Source organism: Tenacibaculum sp. 1B UA, assembly GCF_033978845.1.
Lineage (GTDB): Bacteria > Bacteroidota > Bacteroidia > Flavobacteriales > Flavobacteriaceae > Polaribacter.
Genome location: NZ_JAKVUA010000001.1, coordinates 526303 through 547728, shown reverse-complemented (window position 1 = coordinate 547728; position 21426 = coordinate 526303). Strand labels below are relative to the sequence as shown.

The 21426-nt window shown below is 31.1% G+C and carries 22 protein-coding genes; 9 read left to right on the top strand and 13 right to left on the bottom strand.

Annotated elements, in window-relative coordinates:
- Positions 1 to 105: 105 nt before the first annotated feature.
- From MK851_RS02610 to tyrS, 5 genes are all read right to left on the bottom strand, one after another.
- A complete protein-coding gene (locus MK851_RS02610) occupies positions 106 to 1092 on the bottom strand; it encodes a transporter (protein ID WP_320241149.1) in 987 nt (328 codons plus the stop codon).
- Positions 1055 to 2086 (bottom strand): cytochrome-c peroxidase, encoded by a 1032-nt coding sequence (locus MK851_RS02605; RefSeq protein ID WP_320241147.1) that lies wholly within the window; start codon positions 2084 to 2086, stop codon positions 1055 to 1057. Before MK851_RS02605 ends, MK851_RS02610 begins: the two co-directional genes overlap by 38 nt.
- Positions 2087 to 2185: 99 nt before the next feature.
- Entirely contained in the window at positions 2186 to 2974 is a 789-nt protein-coding gene (locus MK851_RS02600; RefSeq protein ID WP_320241145.1) for an MbnP family protein, read from the bottom strand.
- A 160-nt stretch (positions 2975 to 3134) separates the two neighbouring features.
- Positions 3135 to 3503, bottom strand: coding sequence for a hypothetical protein (locus tag MK851_RS02595; RefSeq protein WP_303505343.1), 369 nt, complete (start codon positions 3501 to 3503; stop codon positions 3135 to 3137).
- 436 nt (positions 3504 to 3939) lie between these two features.
- Positions 3940 to 5244 carry a tyrosine--tRNA ligase gene (gene tyrS / locus MK851_RS02590; protein ID WP_320241144.1) on the bottom strand — a complete coding sequence of 435 codons (1305 nt, stop codon included), beginning with the start codon at positions 5242 to 5244 and terminating at the stop codon, positions 3940 to 3942.
- A 61-nt stretch (positions 5245 to 5305) separates the two neighbouring features.
- Here tyrS and MK851_RS02585 point away from each other — a divergent pair, with 61 nt between their 5' ends.
- Positions 5306 to 6307, top strand: coding sequence for an NAD-dependent epimerase/dehydratase family protein (locus MK851_RS02585; protein ID WP_320241142.1), 1002 nt, complete (start codon positions 5306 to 5308; stop codon positions 6305 to 6307).
- 5 nt (positions 6308 to 6312) lie between these two features.
- Here MK851_RS02585 and MK851_RS02580 read toward each other — a convergent pair whose 3' ends face one another.
- The 3 genes from MK851_RS02580 to MK851_RS02570 are packed head-to-tail and all read right to left on the bottom strand — an operon-like array spanning position 6313 to position 8866.
- On the bottom strand, positions 6313 to 6801 hold the full coding sequence (locus MK851_RS02580; RefSeq protein WP_303505336.1) for a DUF4296 domain-containing protein: 489 nt from the start codon (positions 6799 to 6801) through the stop codon (positions 6313 to 6315).
- Positions 6802 to 8139, bottom strand: coding sequence for a dihydroorotase (locus tag MK851_RS02575; RefSeq protein ID WP_303505333.1), 1338 nt, complete (start codon positions 8137 to 8139; stop codon positions 6802 to 6804).
- A gap of 4 nt (positions 8140 to 8143) precedes the next feature.
- Entirely contained in the window at positions 8144 to 8866 is a 723-nt protein-coding gene (locus MK851_RS02570; protein ID WP_303505331.1) for a polyprenol monophosphomannose synthase, read from the bottom strand.
- 77 nt (positions 8867 to 8943) lie between these two features.
- On the opposite strand from MK851_RS02570, the gene MK851_RS15650 reads away from it, so the two are divergent.
- The 5 genes from MK851_RS15650 (at position 8944) to MK851_RS02550 (ending at position 14560) form a co-directional block, all read left to right on the top strand.
- Entirely contained in the window at positions 8944 to 9582 is a 639-nt protein-coding gene (locus tag MK851_RS15650; RefSeq protein WP_303505329.1) for a DUF4271 domain-containing protein, read from the top strand.
- A gap of 14 nt (positions 9583 to 9596) precedes the next feature.
- Entirely contained in the window at positions 9597 to 10343 is a 747-nt protein-coding gene (locus MK851_RS02565) for a uroporphyrinogen-III synthase (RefSeq protein ID WP_303505327.1), read from the top strand.
- A 117-nt stretch (positions 10344 to 10460) separates the two neighbouring features.
- Positions 10461 to 11453, top strand: a complete 993-nt coding sequence (locus tag MK851_RS02560) for an anion permease (RefSeq protein ID WP_320241139.1) — start codon at positions 10461 to 10463, stop codon at positions 11451 to 11453.
- Between the two features lie 38 nt (positions 11454 to 11491).
- On the top strand, positions 11492 to 12376 hold the full coding sequence (locus MK851_RS02555) for a sterol desaturase family protein (protein WP_303505323.1): 885 nt from the start codon (positions 11492 to 11494) through the stop codon (positions 12374 to 12376).
- Between the two features lie 90 nt (positions 12377 to 12466).
- Positions 12467 to 14560 (top strand): S46 family peptidase, encoded by a 2094-nt coding sequence (locus MK851_RS02550; protein ID WP_320241136.1) that lies wholly within the window; start codon positions 12467 to 12469, stop codon positions 14558 to 14560.
- Positions 14561 to 14670: 110 nt separating this feature from the next.
- On the opposite strand, the gene MK851_RS02545 is transcribed toward MK851_RS02550, so the two are convergent.
- The 5 genes from MK851_RS02545 to MK851_RS02525 form a co-directional block, all read right to left on the bottom strand.
- The gene (locus MK851_RS02545; RefSeq protein ID WP_320241133.1) at positions 14671 to 15153 is read right to left on the bottom strand and encodes a hypothetical protein; all 483 of its coding nucleotides are present in this window, start codon (positions 15151 to 15153) and stop codon (positions 14671 to 14673) included.
- Positions 15154 to 15175: 22 nt separating this feature from the next.
- Positions 15176 to 15970 carry a POTRA domain-containing protein gene (locus MK851_RS02540; RefSeq protein WP_320241131.1) on the bottom strand — a complete coding sequence of 265 codons (795 nt, stop codon included), beginning with the start codon at positions 15968 to 15970 and terminating at the stop codon, positions 15176 to 15178.
- Entirely contained in the window at positions 15954 to 16961 is a 1008-nt protein-coding gene (locus MK851_RS02535; protein WP_320241129.1) for a glycoside hydrolase family 113, read from the bottom strand. Before MK851_RS02535 ends, MK851_RS02540 begins: the two co-directional genes overlap by 17 nt.
- A gap of 36 nt (positions 16962 to 16997) precedes the next feature.
- Positions 16998 to 17618 (bottom strand): transporter, encoded by a 621-nt coding sequence (locus MK851_RS02530; protein ID WP_320241128.1) that lies wholly within the window; start codon positions 17616 to 17618, stop codon positions 16998 to 17000.
- Between the two features lie 113 nt (positions 17619 to 17731).
- A complete protein-coding gene (locus MK851_RS02525; RefSeq protein WP_320241126.1) occupies positions 17732 to 17854 on the bottom strand; it encodes a hypothetical protein in 123 nt (40 codons plus the stop codon).
- A gap of 137 nt (positions 17855 to 17991) precedes the next feature.
- Here MK851_RS02525 and MK851_RS02520 point away from each other — a divergent pair, with 137 nt between their 5' ends.
- The 3 genes from MK851_RS02520 to MK851_RS02510 are packed head-to-tail and all read left to right on the top strand — an operon-like array spanning position 17992 to position 21425.
- Positions 17992 to 19335, top strand: a complete 1344-nt coding sequence (locus MK851_RS02520) for an FAD/NAD(P)-binding oxidoreductase (RefSeq protein WP_320241124.1) — start codon at positions 17992 to 17994, stop codon at positions 19333 to 19335.
- 1 nt (position 19336) lies between these two features.
- Positions 19337 to 20959 carry a 4Fe-4S binding protein gene (locus MK851_RS02515; RefSeq protein WP_320241121.1) on the top strand — a complete coding sequence of 541 codons (1623 nt, stop codon included), beginning with the start codon at positions 19337 to 19339 and terminating at the stop codon, positions 20957 to 20959.
- A complete protein-coding gene (locus tag MK851_RS02510) occupies positions 20949 to 21425 on the top strand; it encodes a hypothetical protein (protein ID WP_320241118.1) in 477 nt (158 codons plus the stop codon). Before MK851_RS02515 ends, MK851_RS02510 begins: the two co-directional genes overlap by 11 nt.
- Position 21426: the final 1 nt, after the last annotated feature.

Sequence of the window (21426 nt, the reverse complement as noted above, 5' to 3'; positions counted from 1 at the left end):
GTTAACTGAGGGTTTGTCACCAAATTTAAGAATCCTTACGTAAAATCCGCTCTTTTTTTTAAACAATCCTATTTTTTGATTCTAAACAAACAGAGAATAACTTTTTTAAAAATTGTAATTCAAGTAAATAGATGTTCTATATTTTACTTCTATAGTTCCTTGCGCTAAGTTTTGCTGTATTGGATACATTGCTAAGGCTCCTACTGTTAATTTTTTTGCATTATACTCAGCTCCTAAGCTAGAAAACAATGCATGACCTTCAGTATTTTTAACTTTTAACCCAATCATTTTATTACTTTCATAGAATTCTCCTGAAACTCCTACTGAAGGTACAAAACTATTTTGCTTACTATCTTTAAAAGCATAAAAGAAAGTACTATTGAAATTAAATTGATTTCCAAATCGATACTCTTCTTTATTTGTAGTTTTTATGTAATAATTAAGGTAATTTGTAATTCCGAAATTATTTCTCTTAAATACATACTGAAGATTCGTAATTACATCTGTACTACCTGTTCCTAATTGAAAACTAGGGTTTATTGAGTTATTAATTGCTTCGTTATAAGTTCCTGTTGGTAACTTTAACCCTCCACCAATTTTTAATAGATGGTTAGAAGATATAACCTTGTCTTTTTCTTCCTTATAATTTCCTGTATTTTTATTTAAAACAGTATAATTAATTAAAAAAGATATATCTCCTAAACCATCAATAGCTGTTGTTTTATCAACATAGTCTCTTGAATGAAAATGAAAGGGAACAAAAACTTGGGCTTCTAAATACTCTTTAATAATTGGAATTCGAGACCAAACTTGTACTGTATTAAAATACTCATTTATAATTGGAGAGTTATTAAAAATCCCATCTTTTGATTGGTATTTTTGGTGTAGATAACGTACTCCAACAAAATTATTATCTATAATTCCTCCCATTCCTAAACTACCTCCGCTGTTACTACAGCCACAAGCATCGCAGTCTAAAAATAGCTCATATCGCTTAGGAAACGTGTCCGCTTGTATTTGTACTGAAATTAATAATACTAATATGAGTAGTACTTTATTCAGCAAATCTTTTATCTGTGATAAATTCTTCATCTGTTAATGTTTTTAAAAAGGCTATAATGTCTTCTTTTTCTTGTTCGTTTAATGGTATTCCAGTTTTTCCATTCTCATTTTTAAGAATTGGATCTAGATTTTGAGTTTCTTGAACTCCTGTTGCATAAAAATTCAATACTGATTTTAAAGACCCAAATCGACCGTCGTGCATATACGGAGCAGTAAGTTCAATATTTCTTAGGCTGGGTACTTTAAACTTGTATTTGTCTTCTTCTAATAAGGTAACCGTCATTCTTCCTAAATCGTTAATTTCTGGGTTGATTGGTAAACCATTATTTCTAAAAGCATCGTCTGTAAACAAATCTGAAGTATGACAAGAAGCACATTTTGCTTTAAAAAGCTCTAGTCCCTTTTTTTCTTGTTTAGAAAACTCTCCTCCTTTTTCAACTCGAACGTATTTATCGTACTTTGAGTTGGCTGAGACCATCATCAACATAAATTGAGACATCGCCTTAAACGTATTGTCAGCATTGATTTGTCCATCTTCAAAAGCTTGGCTAAATAGTTTTTTATAAGCCGCATCTTCTTTTAGTTTTTCAAGAATACTGCTTACTGTTTCATCCATTTCTACTGGATTTGTAATTGGTATTATTGGAAATATATCTAAGTGAAAAGCTGCTCCATCCCATGAAAATTGTTTTTGGAAAGCCATATTTTGAACTGGTGGCGTATTTCTAGTTCCTTCTCTATCTTCAACTCCGTGACTTAATTGATGTCCGTGATGTGTAAACGCAAACTTTTGCTGATGACAAAAAGCACAAGAAACCACTCCGTCTGATGATAGTTTTCCTTCATAAAAAAGCTTTTTCCCTAACTCAAATCCCTTTTCTGTAATTGGATTCGAGCTTAAATTATAATGAGGTTCAGGAAAGTTGCTTGGTTGTTCAAAAGCTAGTTCTACATTGGTATACACATCTTCCTGTTTACAGCTGAAAAAAGAACACACTAGCAAGACAATCATTATTTTTTTCATTACATACGGTATTAGTAGCTAATTGAAAACAATTAACCTATTACACTTAAAAAACCTAAAGAATAGAGCTTTCACCCTATTCTTTAAGTGTATTTATTATTAATGATGATTTGTGTGATGTACATGGTGAACCATGAACATCTCAGTATAGTTCTCTGCTATTAATGACGCTTTATCTCCTCCCATAATAGTTGCTCCTTCTGAAAGTTTAATTTTAGATTTACCATCTAACATTGTATTAGCATCTACTTTAATATGCAACTGTGGTGATTGTTCTTTACTAACAATAGCTACATCCATAGGTAACTCTACTTCTTTGTATAAATCTACTGTTGTTCCTCTACTTGCAATATGTAACATAAAAGGATTTTCAGTTGCATCTTCTTTATAGTTTCCTTCTAAAACCACAAACTTATATCCTGCTTGCCAGCTCCAAGTTAGGTTATAACTTTCAGCTAAAGTCCAAAAGTCTTGTTGTACTGCTTGTCCTTCTATAAATCGTTCTTGGTCTACACCAATTCCGAATTTAACTTTTGTATACTTTCCTGCTGGTACGTCTTTAAGTGATATTTGAATTTTCTTAGGCTTATCTCCTCCTCCTTCACTAATTATAAAGTAACTTTCATTTTTAGGGTATACAAATTCCTCTCCTTCTTCTGTTACAAGTACAAAATTACTTACGATATAATCGAAAGAATTTACAGTTAATACTTCTCCATTTCCGTTAGTGTATGTTGAAGTGCCTAGTAAAAGTTTGTCTTCTGCAAAACCGTTATCAAACTCTATTACTACTTCGTTTTTTCCTTCTAATTTATCATTAATTATTTCATCGTCACTACATGAAGTGAACACCATAGCAAAAGCTATGATAGCTAATATTTTTTTCATCTTTTAAATTTTATATACTACAGTACTTCTTTAACAATGCTGAGCATCATTAAAAATCTTTGTCTGTAAATTGTATTTAAGTTTTGTTATTATTTTACAATAGCCTACTCTTTTGATTACGTTATTTGTAACCAATTAGTAGTTTTTTTATATGTAAAAATTAAGCAATAGGAGGATGAAATACTTCTTTGTTGAATAAGTAATGGTAGTTTTTCTTATAAAAAAATGTTCCTTTCTCTTTTATAAGCTGTTTTTCTTCTAAATCTATATTAAGGATAGAAACAAACCCAATAGGGTATTCTTCCATTGAAATTCGTAGTGATTTAAAGTCGTCGTCTTGTTGTTTTTCAAGCTCCATCATTAACTGACACTTACCGTTACAATTTAACTCTGGTTTATCTTTATTAATACATAAAACCTTTGATATATAATCATAATTTATTGCATACTCAACAAAAGGAGCTATTGGGCGCAACATGGCTATCATGTACAGTGCAACAAAAAAGTATATGCTTAGTTTTTGTAACAAAAAGAGGGCTTTTTACTAGAGCAAAGATACTACTATCTCTACTGATAAACAACAATAACATTTCACGTTTTTTTCTTTATTTTAATTTATTCTAAATAAAAAACTTATATTTGCACAGATTTTACTGAAGAATAATGATTGTTTTTTATACTGAAACCAAGAAAGTTACCTCTGAAACTTCCGTTAAGACATTAGAAAGAACTACTCTTTGTAGTTCCTCGTGTACAAGTAACTGTATTAAACCTAAAAGTAAATGCTGTAATAAATATCAAAAGAAAGGTGTTAATTGTAAAAGATGTCCTTTAACATTTGATTTAAAAGCAGTTTCATAATAACGATTTACCCCACCCCCTTTGTTTGTTTATATATTACAAACAGAAAGCCCTTAAAAGAAATTTCTTTTAAGGGCTTTCTTAGTTTTTGTCTACAATTTTCTTTATACTACCTTTAACAAAAAGTAATTTTTCTTTCCTCTTTGTAATAAAACATACTTATTGGCAATTAAATCTTTTGAAGTGATAACAAAGTCTTCATTTACCTTTTCTTTATTTACTGATATTGAATTCTCTTTTAAAGCTCTTCGCGCATCTCCGTTTGATTTTAAGAACCCTGTTTTAGCGGCTAAAGCTGCAATCATATCTAATCCTTCAGCTATATCTTCAGACGTTACCTCAGCTTGTGGTACTCCATCAAACACATCTAAAAATGTTTGCTCATCTAAATTCTTTAAATCTTCAGCTGTTGACTTTCCAAATAAAATGTTTGAAGCAGCAATCGCTTTATCTAACTCTTCTTTAGAATGCACGAAAATTGTTACTTCTTCAGCTAACTTCTTTTGTAATGCTCTTTGGTGTGGTGCTTCTTTATGTTCAGCAATTAAAGCATCAATAGTTTCTTTATCTAAAAACGTAAATATTTTAATATACTTTTCAGCATCTTCATCCGAAGTATTTAACCAAAACTGGTAAAACTTGTAAACTGATGTTTTATCTGCATCTAACCAAACATTTCCTCCTTCAGACTTTCCAAATTTAGAGCCGTCAGCTTTTGTAATTAATGGGCAAGTTGCTGCAAATGCTTTTGCTTCTTCTCCTGGTGTCATTCTACGAACTAGCTCTGTACCTGTGGTAATGTTTCCCCATTGGTCAGAACCTCCCATTTGCAATTTACAATTTAAGGTTTTATATAAGTGATAGAAATCATACCCTTGAATTAATTGATACGTAAACTCTGTAAAGCTCATTCCGTTACCTGCTTCTCCTGTAATACGTTTTTTTACAGAATCTTTTGCCATCATGTAGTTTACAGTAATTCTCTTACCAACATCTCTTACAAACTCGATAAAAGAAAAGTCTTTCATCCAATCGTAATTGTTTACCAATAAAGGAGCGTTTTTAGTTCCATTATCAAAATCTAAAAAGCGACCTAACGTTCTTTTTAAACCTGCAACATTTTTAGCTAACGCTTCTTCATTTAATAAATTACGTTCGTCTGACTTCCCTGTCGGATCACCAATCATACCAGTAGCACCTCCTACTAAAGCCACTGGCTGATGCCCTGCTTTTTCAATGTGAACTAGTAAAATAATTGGAACTAAACTACCAATGTGTAACGAATCTGCAGTTGGATCAAAACCAATATAAACCGATGTCATTTCTTTTTGAAGTTGTTCTTCGGTTCCTGGCATAATGTCGTGAATCATTCCACGCCATTGTAATTCTTCTACTAAATTCTTGGTCATTTTATTCTATTTTAAAGAAGCAAAGATAAGTTTATCAGCCAAAATAAACTAAATTCGCTTTATGATTTTAGTTACAGGAGGTACAGGTTTAGTAGGCTCACATTTATTATATTATTTAAGCCAAAAAAACGACAAAATTCGAGCTGTTTTTAGAACAGATGAAAAGCGTGAGCACGTAAAAAAAATCTTTTCTTTTTATACAGACGATGTACAAGAATTCTTTTCAAAAATTGAATGGGTACAAGCCGACATTACCGATGTACCTTCTTTAAAACCCGTATTTGACAATATTACACAAGTGTATCATTGTGCTGCATTAGTTTCTTTTAACCCGAAGGATTACAGAAAAATGCGTCAGGTAAATATTGAGGGAACTGCTAACTTAATCAATTTTGCTATTGATGCGAATGTAGATAAATTCTGTTTTGTGAGCTCCATTGCTTCTGTTGGGAATACTATTAACGGACAACCAATTAATGAAGAAAATGAATGGGTAGATGATGACGAAAATAATGGATACGCTATTACAAAATACGGTGCTGAAATGGAGGTTTGGAGAGGTAGTCAAGAAGATTTAAATGTCGTAATTGTAAACCCTGGTGTAATTTTAGGCGGTGGTTTTTGGGGTGAAGGCTCTGGAAAAATGTTTACACAAATAAATAATGGATTTAAATTTTATACAGAAGGTATTACTGGATTTGTTGGAGTAAGTGATGTCGTAAAAGCAATGATAAATCTGATGGATTCTAATATACAAAATGAACGTTTTATTTTAGTTTCTGAAAACAAAACGTTTAAAGATGTTTTATTTAGTATTGCTGATAATCTAAATAAAAAAAGACCTTCAAAAAAAGTAGGAAAACTGATTACTTCAATATTTTGGAGAGTGGATTGGCTTTTAACAATACTTACAGGTAAAGAGCCTTTGTTAACTAAAAACTCTGCTAAACCTGCTCACAACGAATCGTTCTATACTTCTGAAAAAATTACAGAACAACTTGATTTTGAATTTGAACCTATTAATGATGTAATTGCTAGAATTTCTAAAGAGTTTAAAAAGTAAATTACTTAATCTTCTTTAAGTCTTTTTTTTTCAAAGCCTCTATCTTCTCTTTTTATTAACTCTTTAGGAGCATCATCCAATAATAGTTCTTTATTTAAAATAGTATCTTTTTTTAGTTTCCCTCCCTTTTTAATCCCTTTTATGGAGTCTTGAACTTCCTGCTTTTTTCTATATAAAACGTCTAATGAATCGATATTACCTTTTACTTTTTTTAAGATTTCTGCATACTCATCAACCTTAGAGGTATAATATGTATTACTAGCATCAAACCGAGTACTATCAATTTTATACTTTTCATATACTAAAATCATATAGTTTTTCTCTCGCTTTAGAAACTTGTTTTTTTGGTTTTTTGCTGATGAGGCAACATACATATCAGTTAATAATGAAACCATTGAATCTTTAGGGATTAAATCCTCAGGTTTTTCGTATATCGTATTACTTGTACACGACACTATAAACAAACCAATACATATGTAAAAAAAAGACTTCATTTATCTATTGAATAACAATCGTTTTCCTTTAATTTCTTCGTTAAACACACCTTCGTTGTACATTAAGTTTCCGTTTACAAATGTCTGTGTTATCTGACTTGAAAACTCAACTCCTTCAAATGGAGACCACCCACATTTATACAATACGTTTTCTTTATCTACTGTCCATTTTTTATCAGTATCAACTAAAACTAAATCAGCATAAAAACCTTCTTTTATGAAACCTCTTTTTTCAATTTTGAAGATTTTTGCTGGGTTGTGACTCATCTTCTCTACCGCTTTTTCAATTGGCAACACTCCTTCTTTCACCTTTTCTAAAATTGCTGTAACTGCATGTTGTACTAACGGACCTCCACTAGGGGCTTTTGTATACACGTTGTCTTTTTCTTCTAAAGTATGCGGAGCATGGTCAGTAGCAATGATATCAATTCTATCATCTAGTAATGCTTTCCATAATCCATCTTTATCTTTTTGTGTTTTCACAGCAGGATTCCATTTAATATGTGTTCCTTTTTTATCATAATCTGCATCGGTAAACCATAAGTGATGTACACAAACCTCAGCGGTAATTTGCTTTTCTTCTAACGGAATATCATTTCTAAATAAATGCGTTTCTTTTTCTGTAGATAAATGGAAAATATGTAAACGGGCTCCTGTTTTCTTTGCCAATTCAATCGCTCTTGAAGACGATAAATAGCAAGCTTCTTCACTACGAATTAACGGATGGTATTTTATAGGAATATCATCTCCAAATTTTGCTTTGTATTCCTCTGTATTTTTTCTAATGGTTGCTTCGTCTTCACAATGCACAGAGATTAACATTTTAGTTGAAGAGAATATTTTCTCTAATACTTCTTCATTATCAACTAACATATTTCCTGTTGAAGAACCTAAGAATAGTTTGATTCCCGCAACATCTTTTGGATTCGTTTTTAATAGTTCTTCTAAATTATCATTAGTTCCACCAAACATAAACGAATAGTTTGCGTATGATCTTTTACTTGCAATATCAAACTTATCTGCTAATAATTCTTGAGTTGTTGCTTGAGGTACTGTATTTGGCATTTCGATAAACGACGTAATTCCTCCAGCAATTGCTGCCTTACTTTCTGTAGCAATATTAGCTTTATGTGTTAAACCTGGCTCACGAAAATGTACTTGGTCATCAATCATCCCAGGAATTAAAAACTTACCTTCGGCATCTACCATTAACACATTATCAGTAGGAATTATGTTTTCTCCTATCTTTTTAATAAATTCTCCTTCTATTAAAACATCGCCTTTAAAAACCTTGTTTTCGTTAACGATTTGTGCGTTTTTAATTAAATATGATTGCATGTTGTTATTTTGGTAATCCGTTAATTCTCATTTTTATCACACCGAAGACAGCTTCTTTAATGATTCCTTTGCTTAGCTTTGACTTCCCTAAGACTCTATCAGTAAAGATAACTGAAACCTCTTTAATGTTAAATTTATGCTTCCATGCCTTGTATTTCATTTCTATTTGAAATGCATAGCCTACAAACTTAACTTTATCTAACTTGATTGTTTCTAACACTTTTCTTTTATAACACACAAAACCTGCGGTAGTATCATGAATAGGCATTCTCGTGATTAAACGCACATATTTTGAAGCAAAGTATGATAACAACACCCTACTCATTGGCCAGTTAACTACATTTACTCCTACCGAATATCTTGATCCTACAGCAACATCTGCCCCTTTATTAGCACATTCGTTATACAGTCGAATTAAATCGTTAGGGTTGTGTGAAAAATCGGCATCCATTTCTATGATATAATCATATTTATTTGAAATTGCCCATTTAAATCCGTGAATGTACGCTGTGCCTAAACCACTTTTTCCTTTTCTTTTTTCAATGAAAAGCTGATTTGGAAATTCTTTTTGTAAGTTTTCTACGATTGTTGCTGTTCCGTCAGGGGAATTATCATCAACAACCAACACATGAAATACTTTTTCTTGACTAAAAGTTGCTCGAATTATAGCTTCGATATTTTCTTTCTCGTTATACGTAGGAATTATGACTAAAGCGTCTGACTTCATGTAATTTTCATATAATTCTGAGCAAAGATACACTTATTTATTACTAATTTTGTGTTAATTAAAAAGTATAAAAGCAATTGCAAGCAATAGAACGAATTACAAACCATGATAGTTGGATTACCTTAGTTATTGTATTAGCTATTGTGTTGTTAGCTATGATGAAATCGTTAAAACCAACTAAACTATATGGGTATTCTGTTGCTTTTATAACTCCAGGTTTTTTTCATAAGAGAATGGAAGAAGGTGCTTCTTTTTTTTCTCCTTTTAAATTACTCTTATTTTCTTTTTCATCAATTGTTATTTCTCTGTTTTTATTCTTGACTTTAGTATCGGAGATATACTCTCATAGCTTTTTAGCTTTTATAGGATTACTTCTATTCGTCATTCTGTATTTCTCACTACGTTTCTTAATAGATTACGCATTAGCAAACACTTTAGGTTTATCATCAATTATAAATTATTTTTTACATACAAAATCAGGGTATTTATATGTTCTTTGTATATGGTTACTTCCTATTATTATACTGTACCAATACACTTTTACTAATAAACTTTTTTTAATTTATTCTTTCGTTATCCTGCTTATTTTTAGGGCTTTTTTAATTTTAACAAATAATAAAAAGCTTGTTATTAGTAAGTTGTTTTATTTTATTTTGTACTTTTGCACCCTTGAAATAGCACCGCTATTAATTCTTTATAAAACAACAACTACGTAATAAAGAGAAAGTTTATGAAAGTGAAAACTATTTTAGTCTCTCAGCCTAAACCGAAAACAGAAACATCGCCATATTTTGATTTGGCAGAAAAGCAAAAGGTAAAGGTTGACTTTCGCTCGTTTATTCATGTCGAGGGAATTCCTGTTAAAGAAGTAAGAGCTCAAAAAGTTGATTTAAACAATTATACAGCAATAATACTTACTAGTAGAAATGCTGTTGATCATTTTTTTAGAATTGCTGAAGAAATGCGCTTTACAGTTCCTGATGACATGAAATACTTCTGTCAGTCTGAAGCTGTAGCATACTATTTACAAAAATACGTTGTGTATCGTAAACGTAAAATTTATGTTGGTAGTAGAACATTTCCTGAGTTAACTAAATTAATTAAGAAACATAAAGATGAAAAGTTTTTACTTCCTTCTTCGGATAAGTTAAAACCTTTAATTCCTGATGAACTAGATAAACTAGGTGTAGATTGGAAACGAGCAGATTTATACCGTACTGTTGTAAGTGATTTATCTGACTTAGAAGATGTTTTTTATGATATTTTAGTATTCTTTAGCCCGTCTGGAATTGATAGTTTATTTAAAAACTTTCCTGACTTCAAACAAAATAATACTCGAATAGCCGTGTTTGGTAACACTACCATTAAAGCTGTTGAAGATAGAGGGTTACGTGTAGATATTGCTGCACCAACACCTGAAACACCTTCAATGACGATGGCTTTAGAAAAATATATTAAAGAAGCTAACAAGAAGTAATTTATTTATTTTTAGCAATTAAAACAGCCATCAAAGTATTTTTGATGGCTGTTTAAGTTTACACATGTAAGTTTAATTTAACTCTACCGTCAAAGGAATCATACTTAAATTAAACTTATGATTTTTTTACTACTTTTTTTAGCTGCTAGTTTTCTTGCATATAGTAATGGAGCAAATGACAATTTTAAAGGTGTTGCTACGCTATTTGGATCAGGGACAACCAATTACAAGAAAGCTATTAATTGGGCTACCTTAACTACCTTTTCTGGTTCTGTAGCAGCAATTTTTTTGGCAGATGAATTAGTAAAAAACTTCTCAGGAAAGGGTTTAGTTCCAAATGATTTGATTCAAACACCAATATTTGCCATAGCCATCGCTATGGGAGCTGCTATCACCGTATTTTTAGCTACAAAAATAGGAATGCCTATTTCTACTACACATAGTTTAGTTGGAGCTTTATTTGGTACAGGAATTATAGCTGTAGGGAATGCTTTTAACTTCAAATTATTAACTAGCACTTTTCTTTTTCCTTTAATTGTTAGTCCTTTAATAGCTACAATTTTAAGCTTAATCGCTTATCTTATTTTTAAATCTATACGAAAACAAATTCCAAGTTTAAACAAAAGCAACCTAACTTTATTTAGTTTTTCTTCTGTAAAAATCTTAAATAGTTTACATTATTTGAGCTCGGGTATTGTTAGTTTTGCTAGAGGGTTAAATGATACTCCAAAGATTGTAGGTCTATTAATTATTGCCAATACTATTGACTTAAAATGGAGTATGATATTAATTGCAGTAACCATGGCTTTAGGTGGATTGTTAAACGCAAAAAATGTAGGTGAAACTATGAGTATAAAAATTACTAAAATGAATGCTGGGCAAGGATTTACTGCTAATATTGTTACTGGCTTACTCGTAACCACTGCCAGTATACATGGTTTACCTGTCTCTACTACACATGTGTCAGTTGGCTCTTTATTTGGAATTGGAACCGTTACCAAAAAAGCCAATTATAAAGTAATTACTAACATTTTACTATCATGGATACTTACTTTACCTATTGCTGCTATTATAAGTGCTGTAATTTTTAAAATCTTAGAAATAATTTAACTAATTTATATTTTGTAATTGCTACTTTTAGTTTCTTTATGGATACCTACACAAACATTATAAAAAACTCATACACTGGTTACTTGAATTACATTAAGCAGTCAGTACTTATGGAGTTAAACTGGGATAATTATTTTTATGGTTTAATTCTAATTTCTCTTATTGTTTGGGGGTTAGAAATTATCTTTCCTTGGCGAAAAAATCAACCTTTATTCCGTAAAGATTTTTGGCTGGATACTTTTTACATGTTTTTCAATTTCTTTTTATTAAATCTTATTGTACTTATAGCTCTATCAAACACGGCAGAACAATTATTTAATGATATTCTTGGTCTTGTTGGATTATCGGTTGCTAGCTTTCAACTATTCGATATTAACTCCTTTCCTTATTGGGCAAGAATTGTAGTTTTTTTTATTAGTATTGATTTTGTGCAGTGGTTTACACACACTTTACTCCATCGTTATGAATTTTTATGGAACTTTCACAAAGTACATCATTCCGTAAAACAAATGGGATTTGCAGCACACCTTCGTTATCATTGGATGGAACCTGTGGTATACAACTCTATGAAGTATATTCCGCTTGCTATTATGGGCGGATTTACAGCACAAGACGTTGCTATTGTTCATTTTTTCAACATTACTATTGGTCACCTTAATCATGCCAATATTAACTGGGATTACGGTTGGTTAAAATATATTCTGAACAATCCAAGAATGCATATTTGGCATCATGCAAAAGAGCTTCCTGAAGACAGAAAAATGGGAGTAAACTTTGGAATTACGCTAAGTATATGGGATTATATTTTTAAAACTAACTACATTCCTTACAATGGGCGTGATATTGAGCTAGGTTTTGACGGGGATGAAAAATTCCCTAAAGATTTTATTCACCAAGAAATATATCCAATAGGAAAAAAATAACATTTTAAGTCTTTTTTAACCTATTACTTCATACTTTCAATTAGCTGTTTTGCTGCCAATTTGTATCTTTAGCTTTTTAAAAATAAACAGATGAAGTATATAAAAATTCTATTCTTATTTATTGTCGTTCAGGTTACTGCACAACAAGGTGGTATGTGGATTCCTTCACTTTTAGAAGGAATGAACGAACAAGAAATGACTTCTTTAGGAAGTAAATTAACCGCAAAAGACATTTACGATGTAAATAACTCAAGTTTAAAAGATGCTATTGGGCATTTTAACGGAGGTTGTACTAGTGAAGTAATTTCTCCTGAAGGATTAATTTTAACCAATCACCACTGTGGTTTCGGACAAATTCAATCGCACTCTTCTTTAGAAAATGATTATCTAAAAGATGGTTTTTGGGCAATGAGTAAAAAAGAAGAATTGCCTAATGAAGGCTTATATGTTGAGTTTATTGTTCGTATTGATGATGTAACTACCAAAGCATTGAATGGGGTTACTAATACTATGACTGAACGTGAAAAACAATCGACCATTGATAAAAACATCAATGAAATTACTAAATCAGCAAAAAAAGAAACTTGGCAAAATATTAAGGTGAAGCCTTTTTATAAAGGAAACCAATATTTCTTATTTGTTACTGAAAAATTTGAAGACGTTCGTTTAGTAGGTGCACCACCAAGTAGTATTGGAAAATTTGGTAGTGATACCGATAACTGGGTTTTTCCACGTCATACAGGAGATTTTTCATTATTTAGAATTTATGCTGATAAAAACAATCGTCCTGCTAAATACAGTAAAGACAACGTTCCTTACAAACCAAAACATTTTTTACCAGTTTCTTTAGATGGAATTGAAGAAGGTGATTTTACTATGGTTTTTGGTTTCCCAGGTCGTACTAATGAATATTTACCTGCTGTTGCTATTAAACATATTACACAAGAGTTTAACCCGAGTAACATTGCTATTCGTGAAGCTGCATTAAAAGAAATTGATGCACAAATGAAAGCTAGTGATGCTGTTCGTATTAAATATGCTTCAAAACAAGCACGTATTGCAAATGCTTGGAAAAAATGGATTGGTGAAAATTTAGGAATTAAAAAAAGTAACGCTATTGCAGAGCGTCAAGCTTTTGAAGCTACCTTCAAAAAAGCACTAAAAGAAAAAGGGTTAGAAAAAACCTACGGAAATATTCTTCCTGAGTTTGAAAAATTATATGCAGACTTTGCTGACATTAATATTAAAAGAAGAAACTTTATTGAAGTTTTCTTAGTTACCAACGAGTTGATGCAAATGACTTTTAGGGCGTATCAGTTAGAACAAGTAGCTTTAAATAAACCTGAAAAGTTTGAAGAAGCTAAAACTTCTTTGGTGAATCGAATTAAAGGAATTCATAAAAACTTTGATGTAAATGTTGATAAAGGAGTATTTAAAAATGTAATACCCTTATACAATCCTACTAATGTAGATGCTTCTATTTATGACAAAACAAATTTTACTGATTTAGATAAAGCTTTACAATTATTAGAAGGAGACGCTAAAAAGGTTGTAAAAAACTTAAAAAAAGATGCTGCTTACCAATATGCAAAGCCTATGATTGAAGAATTTTACACAAAAATCAATCCTGAATTTCAACAGAAAAACCAACCAATTACAGCGTTACAAAAAACATACATGAAAGCATTAATGGAAGCATTACCAAATGCACGCTATTTTCCTGATGCTAACAGTACTTTACGTGTTACTTATGGTCAAGTTCGTGGATACTCTCCTAGAGATGCTGTATACTACAATCCTGTAAGTTATTTAGATGGTGTTATTGAGAAATACGTTCCTGGTGATTATGAGTTTGATGTACCTCAAAAGTTACGCGATTTATACGACGCTAAAGATTTTGGACAATACACTGATAAAAATGGAAAAGTTCCTGTTTGTTTCTTAGGAACCAATCATACCACAGGTGGTAATTCTGGTAGTCCTGCTATTGATGCTCACGGAAACTTAATTGGTTTAAACTTCGACCGTGTTTGGGAAGGAACAATGAGTGATATGAATTACGATCCTGAAATTTGTAGAAATATTATGGTTGATGTTCGCTATGTATTATTTATTGTTGATAAATATGCAGGAGCAAAACACTTAATTGAAGAAATGAAGTTAGTACACCCAAAGAAAAAATAATACATTTTTCTACATAAGAATAGCTTAAAAAACGAGGTTTATATTTCACAACCTCGTTTTTTTTATGCAAATAAACAACTCATTCGAGGTTGAACTTTGGCTATCTGGGATTAAAAATATTGACCTATTCCAAACACAAATCCTTTTGATGCATTCTTTGTAAGCCCATGTCCATAATCAATTCTAAAAATTGCATTAAATATTTTTTTATTAATGAAACGTAAACCTATACCTGAATAAACTTTCATATTATCACTATTGATAAAATCATCAAAACTTCCTCCTGGATTACGCCATGTTCCGGCATCTACAAACACATTACTCTGAATAACAAACCATTTTTTTTCATACAGCGTATGCCTATATTCGGTATTGCACACAATACTCCCAGTACCACGATCAACTAAAATACCAACGCCTCTTAAATTCAAATTATTATCCAAAGCAAATGGGGCGAATGGAGTATCATCATTAGATGACAAACCAACACGTAACCTATTTGCCCAATTTCCTTTTTTTCCTAGCCTTTTGAAGTAAAAAAAGTCATTCAAAAAAATTAAAAAATCGTCTTGGTATTTATTTTCTGAAGTCACGTATTGTCCGTGAAACTCATTTTTAAACCCGTTGATGTATTTGATAATTATAATCTAAATTATCAAAAGTGTAAATTAGCTTTAATAACTTTTTATCAACATTAAGCTCAGTCGGAACCTCAGAAGAAGTACTTCCGTTTAAGTAATGATACTTTTCCTTAAAAAAGTTAATTCCAAGCTGTAGCTGATTTTTAAAATTGTGTTGGTATAAAGCCAAAGCTTCATAAGAAATATTCTGATACTTATAATTGGCTGATTCACTACCAAAATAAAGTGGTTCTTCACTTATCCAGTTTTGATGATTTAATGACACTCCCCATTTTGCTGAAAATAACGTAGGCGCCCTAAAGTTAATTCCATAAGAATCAAAACCATTATATTGATAAAACCCTCCTAAGGTTATATTCCTACCCAAAAAGTTATACTCACCTACTCCTATTCTGTAAGTTAGCTTCTGATTAATAGTTTTATGAAAATTGACTTCTGGAATTATGGTAAAATTCTCTTCTACCGTTACAACAACACCACATTTGTTATCAGCACAAAATATTTGAAAGTTTGCATTAGAAATTGCTGGTAAGCGTTTTAAGCGAATCATATCTTCACTTAACACAATTGAGTCAAAAACTTGACTTTCTTTTGAACTTAGTATTTTTTGTAAAACATGTATTTTAGTTTTTTTAACTCCTGAAAAAGTAATTTTTTCTATTCTTTTTTCTTGTGAATAGCTATTTACAGACGACCAAAACACTGCAAAAATTATTATTTTTAGAAGAAACAAGTGTTGCTTATCATACTTCTTACCTACTACTTTCATACATCTTTTTTATAGTCAATTCTGCTGGTTTGTTTTGAGGTGTAAACCTATTGTTATCTTCCCCTCCAACTTCTTTATGATTATGAAACCATTTCCAAACAAAACCACCAGCAAACCAATCTTCTTTCCAAAATTGATTATATAAGGCTTGTAATGCTTTTTCTTGATTCGCTAAGTTCACACTTCCTTCAATTTTACCTGAATTCCAGGGTTCTTTTCCCGCAAAGTCAACACTCCTATATCCGTACTCAGTAAATAAAACTGGTTTATAAAACTTACTTTGAACTTCAATAACTTCATTCTTGTGAGGTTGCCATCCTCTTTCTAAATCTTTTATACTTGGAGATTTTTGATCACTCAATGGAAAGTAAGCATCAATCCCTACAAAATCTAAATCTTCCCAAAAGTATATTCGCTTAAATTCATCCCAATTTGCTGCGTAAGTCAATTTTCCCGAATATACTTTTCTAATTTTTTTAATAAGTTTTTTCCAGTATTCTGATCTGTTTTTTACAAAATGTTCCAATTCTGTTCCAATACAAAAAATTTCTGCATTAATTTCTTCAGCTACTTTGGCAAAAGCAAGGATAAAGTCTTCATAAGATTTCTCTAGTTCTCTCCATTTAGCTTCAGAATCCATTTTTATAGCTCCTGTATACACACCATTCCAAACCCAAATTTGTGGTTTCAACATAATCTTTATCTTACTTTGTTGAAACTCTTTGGCATATTGTTTCACACCTTCTTTTGTCTCTCCAAACCATTGCTTTTTGGAGTCATAAATTACATTTGGAGAAGACAAGCTTTTAACAAAAGCAAAAGGCATCAACGTTACATAATTTGCTGATACCTTTTTTACATCATTAATATGTTTACTAGTTATCTTTTTTGAAGAAGCAACAAAACTAACACCGTTTATCTTTTTTGATTGACTCGTACAAGAGTTTACCAAAAAAATACAACTTATAAAAAGGAGTTTTAGAGTTTTCATTACTCCTCTAATTTACTATTTTTAAAATAATGATCGTTATCCTACATTAAAACTTTGTCCTAGCCCATTGTTGTTTCCTCTAACAAAATTACTGTACAATACCTCCAAGTTTAAAACACTGGTTAATTGATATTTTCCTCCCAAACCTAAAGCTGTATAATCTTGTGTAAAATCTCCAAATCTTTGTGAATGCTGTGTAAAAGCCAAAACTGTAGACTTTTCATTTGGAAAATAACTAAAGAAGATTCCTGGAGCTAATAAAAAAGTATTGTTCGCAAAGCTATCCTCATCACCAAAATTGTACTCCGTATTTAACTCTGTAAATAACTGCCATTTTCCACTAGAAAAAGTATAATCATAAAAGAATCGATTTTGAAAAGTCCAAGCTGTTTGATCTAAAAACACATCTTTTTCTGTTTCATTGCTTACTAAAGGGATGTGTATTGCTGATTGAACAGAAAAGTTTCCAACATTTTTTAGTGGTTGAAACTTAATTGCTGGCGCAATTGATGTTATTCCTTTCCTTTCAATATTTGGGTTATCTTTTAAACTAAATACTGATAATGCTTGACGTCCTCCTATTGTATTGGAACGAAACTCTACAATTGCTCCTACGTTAATACGGTTATTTTTAGAAATTCCAGTGAAAGCCTCCAACGTTGAAGTAAAATAATTCTCTCTTGCTTTCGATTTGGTATTACCATCTGCATCAGCAAATTTTGTTTCAGTATATAGGTTATTAAACCATTTAATATCCCACTGACTATTATTTAAAAGTTTAGATGGTGTATATATGTTTGAATATTTGATTTTTCTGCTTTATCATCCTGAGCATTTGAAATTTGCGCTACAAAAAACAATAAAATTGAAAAACTTACTAATTGTCGTTTCATATGGTTAATTTTTATAAATCATGAGTCGCCACAAAAAAACTTCACTTACAAAAGCCTTTTATTTAAAATCATTCTAAATTTAATTCCTTCATTAAGTTCTTAACTTTAGCAACGACCTAAATTGCAAATCAACATTTATGGAGCACGTTGTTATTATTGGTAATGGAATTTCTGGGGTTACGGCTGCAAGACACATCAGAAAATTATCAGACAAAAAAATTACCATTATTTCTTCTGAAACTAATGAGTTCTTTTCAAGAACCGCTTTAATGTATGTGTACATGGGACACATGAAATTTGAACATACACAACCTTATGAATCTTGGTTTTGGAAAAAAAACAATATTGATCTCAAAAAAGGTTTTATTTCAAAAATACATTCATCAAAAGAAGAAGTAGAGTTTAGTACTGGGGAGAAATTGTCTTACGATAAATTAATTATTGCCACCGGTTCAAAACCTAACAAATTTGGTTGGCCAGGTCAAGATTTAAATGGTGTTATGGGAATGTATCATAAACAAGATTTAGAAGCTCTTGAGAAATATGCTCCAAATAATGATGTATGTAAAAGAGCTGTAATTATTGGTGGAGGTTTAATTGGTATTGAACTTGCTGAAATGCTTCATAGCAGAAATATTCCTGTTACCTTTCTAGTTCGTGAAGATAGTTTTTGGAATAAAGTATTGCCTTCAGAAGAGTCTGCTATGATAAACCGTGAAATTTTAGGAAGTCATATCGATTTACGTTTAGGCGCAAACTTAAAAGAAATCAAATCGGATGAAAACGGACAGGTAAAATCTGTAATAATTGAAGAAACTGGAGAAGAAATACCTTGCAATGTTGTTGGTTTGACCGCTGGTGTTTCTCCTAACGTTGACTTTTTAAAAGATTCGGAAATTGAACTTGGTAGGGGTGTTAAAGTCAATCGTTTTTTAGAAACCAATATCAAAGATGTGTATGCAATTGGAGATTGTGCAGAACAACATGAAGCCATTGGTTTACGTCGTCCTATTGAAGCTGTTTGGTATACTGGTAGAATGATGGGGGAAACTGTTGCGCAAACTATTTGTGGCAACCGAATTGAATACAAACCAGGTCATTGGTTTAATTCTGCAAAATTTATTGATATTGAATATCAAACTTATGGTTGGGTATGGACGCAGCCTAAAGAAAATGAAACCCATTTTTACTGGGAGCACGAAAATGGCAAAAAATGTATCCGAATTAATTATGATAAACACACAAAAAAATTTATAGGTATAAATACATTAGGTATACGTATGCGTCATGATTTTTTTGACAAGGCTTTGAATGAAAAGCAATCTGTAAACTATGTTTTAGAGCATTTAGCAGATGCCAACTTCGACCCTGAATTTTACAAACTTCATGAGTCAGAAATTGTGGCAAAATTCAACAAAGAAAACAATACCAATATTCAATTAAAAAAGAAAAGCTGGAAGCGAATTTTCAGTAGAGTTTAGTATGAAAATAATAAAACAAACAGGTTTACTTCTATTCTTAATAGGATTAATCATTTTTTCAGGAGTAATTTTTACGGGTTCTTTTAGTTTAAATCAATCAGAATTAGACTCATTTGTTGCTGAAAAAGGATATAAAAGCGAAATTATAAAAGAGGAACTCAGTAAAGCTATTATTATTAATGAAAGCTTGAATATTTTTGAGTTTTCTAGCCGAGTTAGAAATGCTTATGAAGCATCTAACAATCATTACAATACTTTAATTACTAAATACGATGCTGAAAAAAATTGGGATAAAAAAGGTGAACAATACCAATATTTAATCTACGGTAAACCCCATACGTTGAGTTATGAATTGGCTAAAAAAGCTGGAAATGGTTTTGTTAAAAACAATTCAGGTATGTTATGGTTACTTACTTTTGGTTTAGGTATTTTGGGAGCGTTGTTATTTATACTTCCTAATTTTATTTTACTCGGTCCAAAAGGAATAAAGAATAATGGTATTTATTTAGAAGCTAGTACAAACCGAGGATGGATAGCTTGGTTAGTTTTAATTTACTTAGTTGTTTTTTACTTGTTGCTTTATTTTTTTCCTGATTATGTGGTTAATTGGACTTTTATATTAGACCCTATCAGTAAATTTTTAAACGGTGGAGAAGCTAGCCAATGGTTTGTATATGGTTTTTTATACTGTGTTATTATGCTTACAATGGGAGTAAGAATGTATATAAAATACAGACACAATAAATATCAAGTCATTAGAACAACTTCTGTATTATTCTTTCAAATTGTATTTGCTTTTCTTATCCCAGAAATAATGACCAGTTTAAATATGCCTGGGTATGATTTTAAAAATGCTTTTCCGTTAGACTATGATTTCTTTTTTGAATGGAATTTAGATAGTTTAAGAAATAGTGGAGCTATAGGCTTATTCATTTTAGTTTGGGGCATTGTACTTACTTTAGTTATTGTACCTGTAATGGTATATTTCTTCGGAAAGAGATGGTATTGCTCTTGGGTTTGTGGTTGTGGTGGTTTAGCTGAAACTTTAGGTGACCCATATCGCCAGCATTCGAACAAAAGTATGAATGCATGGAAGCTAGAGCGCTGGTTAATACATAGTGTCTTAGTGTTTTCGTTAATAATGACTGTTGTAACGTTATACTGTTACTTTACTGGTGCACAATCTTTCCTTGGAATCAACTCCCAATGGATAAAAGATACCTACAGCTTTTTAATAGGAGCTTGGTTTGCAGGAGTTATTGGCACAGGATTTTATCCAATTTTTGGAAACCGTGTTTGGTGTCGTTTTGGCTGTCCGTTAGCCGCTTATTTAGGAATTGTACAACGTTTTAAATCTCGATTTAGAATTACTACCAATGGCGGACAATGTATTTCTTGTGGAAATTGTTCTACGTATTGTGAGCAAGGTATTGATGTACGTTCATATGCCCAAAAAGGAGAAAATATTGTTCGTGCAAGTTGTGTTGGATGCGGAATTTGTTCAGCAGTATGTCCTCGTGGTGTTTTAAAGCTAGAAAATGGTCCGGAAAAAGGACGCATCAATCCAACAGAGATTTTATTAGGTAACGATGTTGATTTAATGAAATTAGTGAATGAAAAGTAATGTTTTCATACTATGCTTTTTTATTACTTTCTATTTAGTTGGGCAAAAAACATATCATAAATCATTTTATGAAGAAGGAACACTAAAAGAAGAAGGCTGGCTTGAAAATAATAAAAAAACCGATTATTGGATTTTTTATTATAAAAATGGAAACATTAAAAAAGAAGGTAGTTTCAAAAATAACCTTCCTGTTAAGTATTGGCTTTTTTATTATGAAAACTCTTTTAAAAAAAAGGAAGGACATTTTATTAATGGATTACCAAACAAATGGTGGGTCTTTTACAATAATAAAGGAGATATTTATCAAAAATGTCAAATCAAAAACAATAAAAAAAACGGATATTGTTTGTTATACAAAAAACATAAGTTAACAAAAGCGATAAAGTTTAAAGAAGGACTGAAGTTAAAAGAATGGAATAATTTGTCTTCTTTTGCAAAAGAAAATAATTTCAACAACTTAAAATAAT

What these genes read in the sequence shown, in the direction of transcription:
- MK851_RS02610 (WP_320241149.1), bottom strand. Translation starts at nt 1,092, where the DNA reads ATGAAGAATTTATCACAGATAAAAGATTTGCTGAATAAAGTACTACTC.
- MK851_RS02605 (WP_320241147.1), bottom strand. Translation starts at nt 2,086, where the DNA reads ATGAAAAAAATAATGATTGTCTTGCTAGTGTGTTCTTTTTTCAGCTGT.
- MK851_RS02600 (WP_320241145.1), bottom strand. Translation starts at nt 2,974, where the DNA reads ATGAAAAAAATATTAGCTATCATAGCTTTTGCTATGGTGTTCACTTCA.
- tyrS (WP_320241144.1), bottom strand. Translation starts at nt 5,244, where the DNA reads ATGACCAAGAATTTAGTAGAAGAATTACAATGGCGTGGAATGATTCAC.
- MK851_RS02585 (WP_320241142.1), top strand. Translation starts at nt 5,306, where the DNA reads ATGATTTTAGTTACAGGAGGTACAGGTTTAGTAGGCTCACATTTATTA.
- MK851_RS02580 (WP_303505336.1), bottom strand. Translation starts at nt 6,801, where the DNA reads ATGAAGTCTTTTTTTTACATATGTATTGGTTTGTTTATAGTGTCGTGT.
- MK851_RS02575 (WP_303505333.1), bottom strand. Translation starts at nt 8,139, where the DNA reads ATGCAATCATATTTAATTAAAAACGCACAAATCGTTAACGAAAACAAG.
- MK851_RS02570 (WP_303505331.1), bottom strand. Translation starts at nt 8,866, where the DNA reads ATGAAGTCAGACGCTTTAGTCATAATTCCTACGTATAACGAGAAAGAA.
- MK851_RS02565 (WP_303505327.1), top strand. Translation starts at nt 9,597, where the DNA reads ATGAAAGTGAAAACTATTTTAGTCTCTCAGCCTAAACCGAAAACAGAA.
- MK851_RS02560 (WP_320241139.1), top strand. Translation starts at nt 10,461, where the DNA reads ATGATTTTTTTACTACTTTTTTTAGCTGCTAGTTTTCTTGCATATAGT.
- MK851_RS02555 (WP_303505323.1), top strand. Translation starts at nt 11,492, where the DNA reads ATGGATACCTACACAAACATTATAAAAAACTCATACACTGGTTACTTG.
- MK851_RS02550 (WP_320241136.1), top strand. Translation starts at nt 12,467, where the DNA reads ATGAAGTATATAAAAATTCTATTCTTATTTATTGTCGTTCAGGTTACT.
- MK851_RS02540 (WP_320241131.1), bottom strand. Translation starts at nt 15,970, where the DNA reads ATGAAAGTAGTAGGTAAGAAGTATGATAAGCAACACTTGTTTCTTCTA.
- MK851_RS02535 (WP_320241129.1), bottom strand. Translation starts at nt 16,961, where the DNA reads ATGAAAACTCTAAAACTCCTTTTTATAAGTTGTATTTTTTTGGTAAAC.
- MK851_RS02525 (WP_320241126.1), bottom strand. Translation starts at nt 17,854, where the DNA reads ATGAAACGACAATTAGTAAGTTTTTCAATTTTATTGTTTTTTGTAGCG.
- MK851_RS02520 (WP_320241124.1), top strand. Translation starts at nt 17,992, where the DNA reads ATGGAGCACGTTGTTATTATTGGTAATGGAATTTCTGGGGTTACGGCT.
- MK851_RS02515 (WP_320241121.1), top strand. Translation starts at nt 19,337, where the DNA reads ATGAAAATAATAAAACAAACAGGTTTACTTCTATTCTTAATAGGATTA.
- MK851_RS02510 (WP_320241118.1), top strand. Translation starts at nt 20,949, where the DNA reads ATGAAAAGTAATGTTTTCATACTATGCTTTTTTATTACTTTCTATTTA.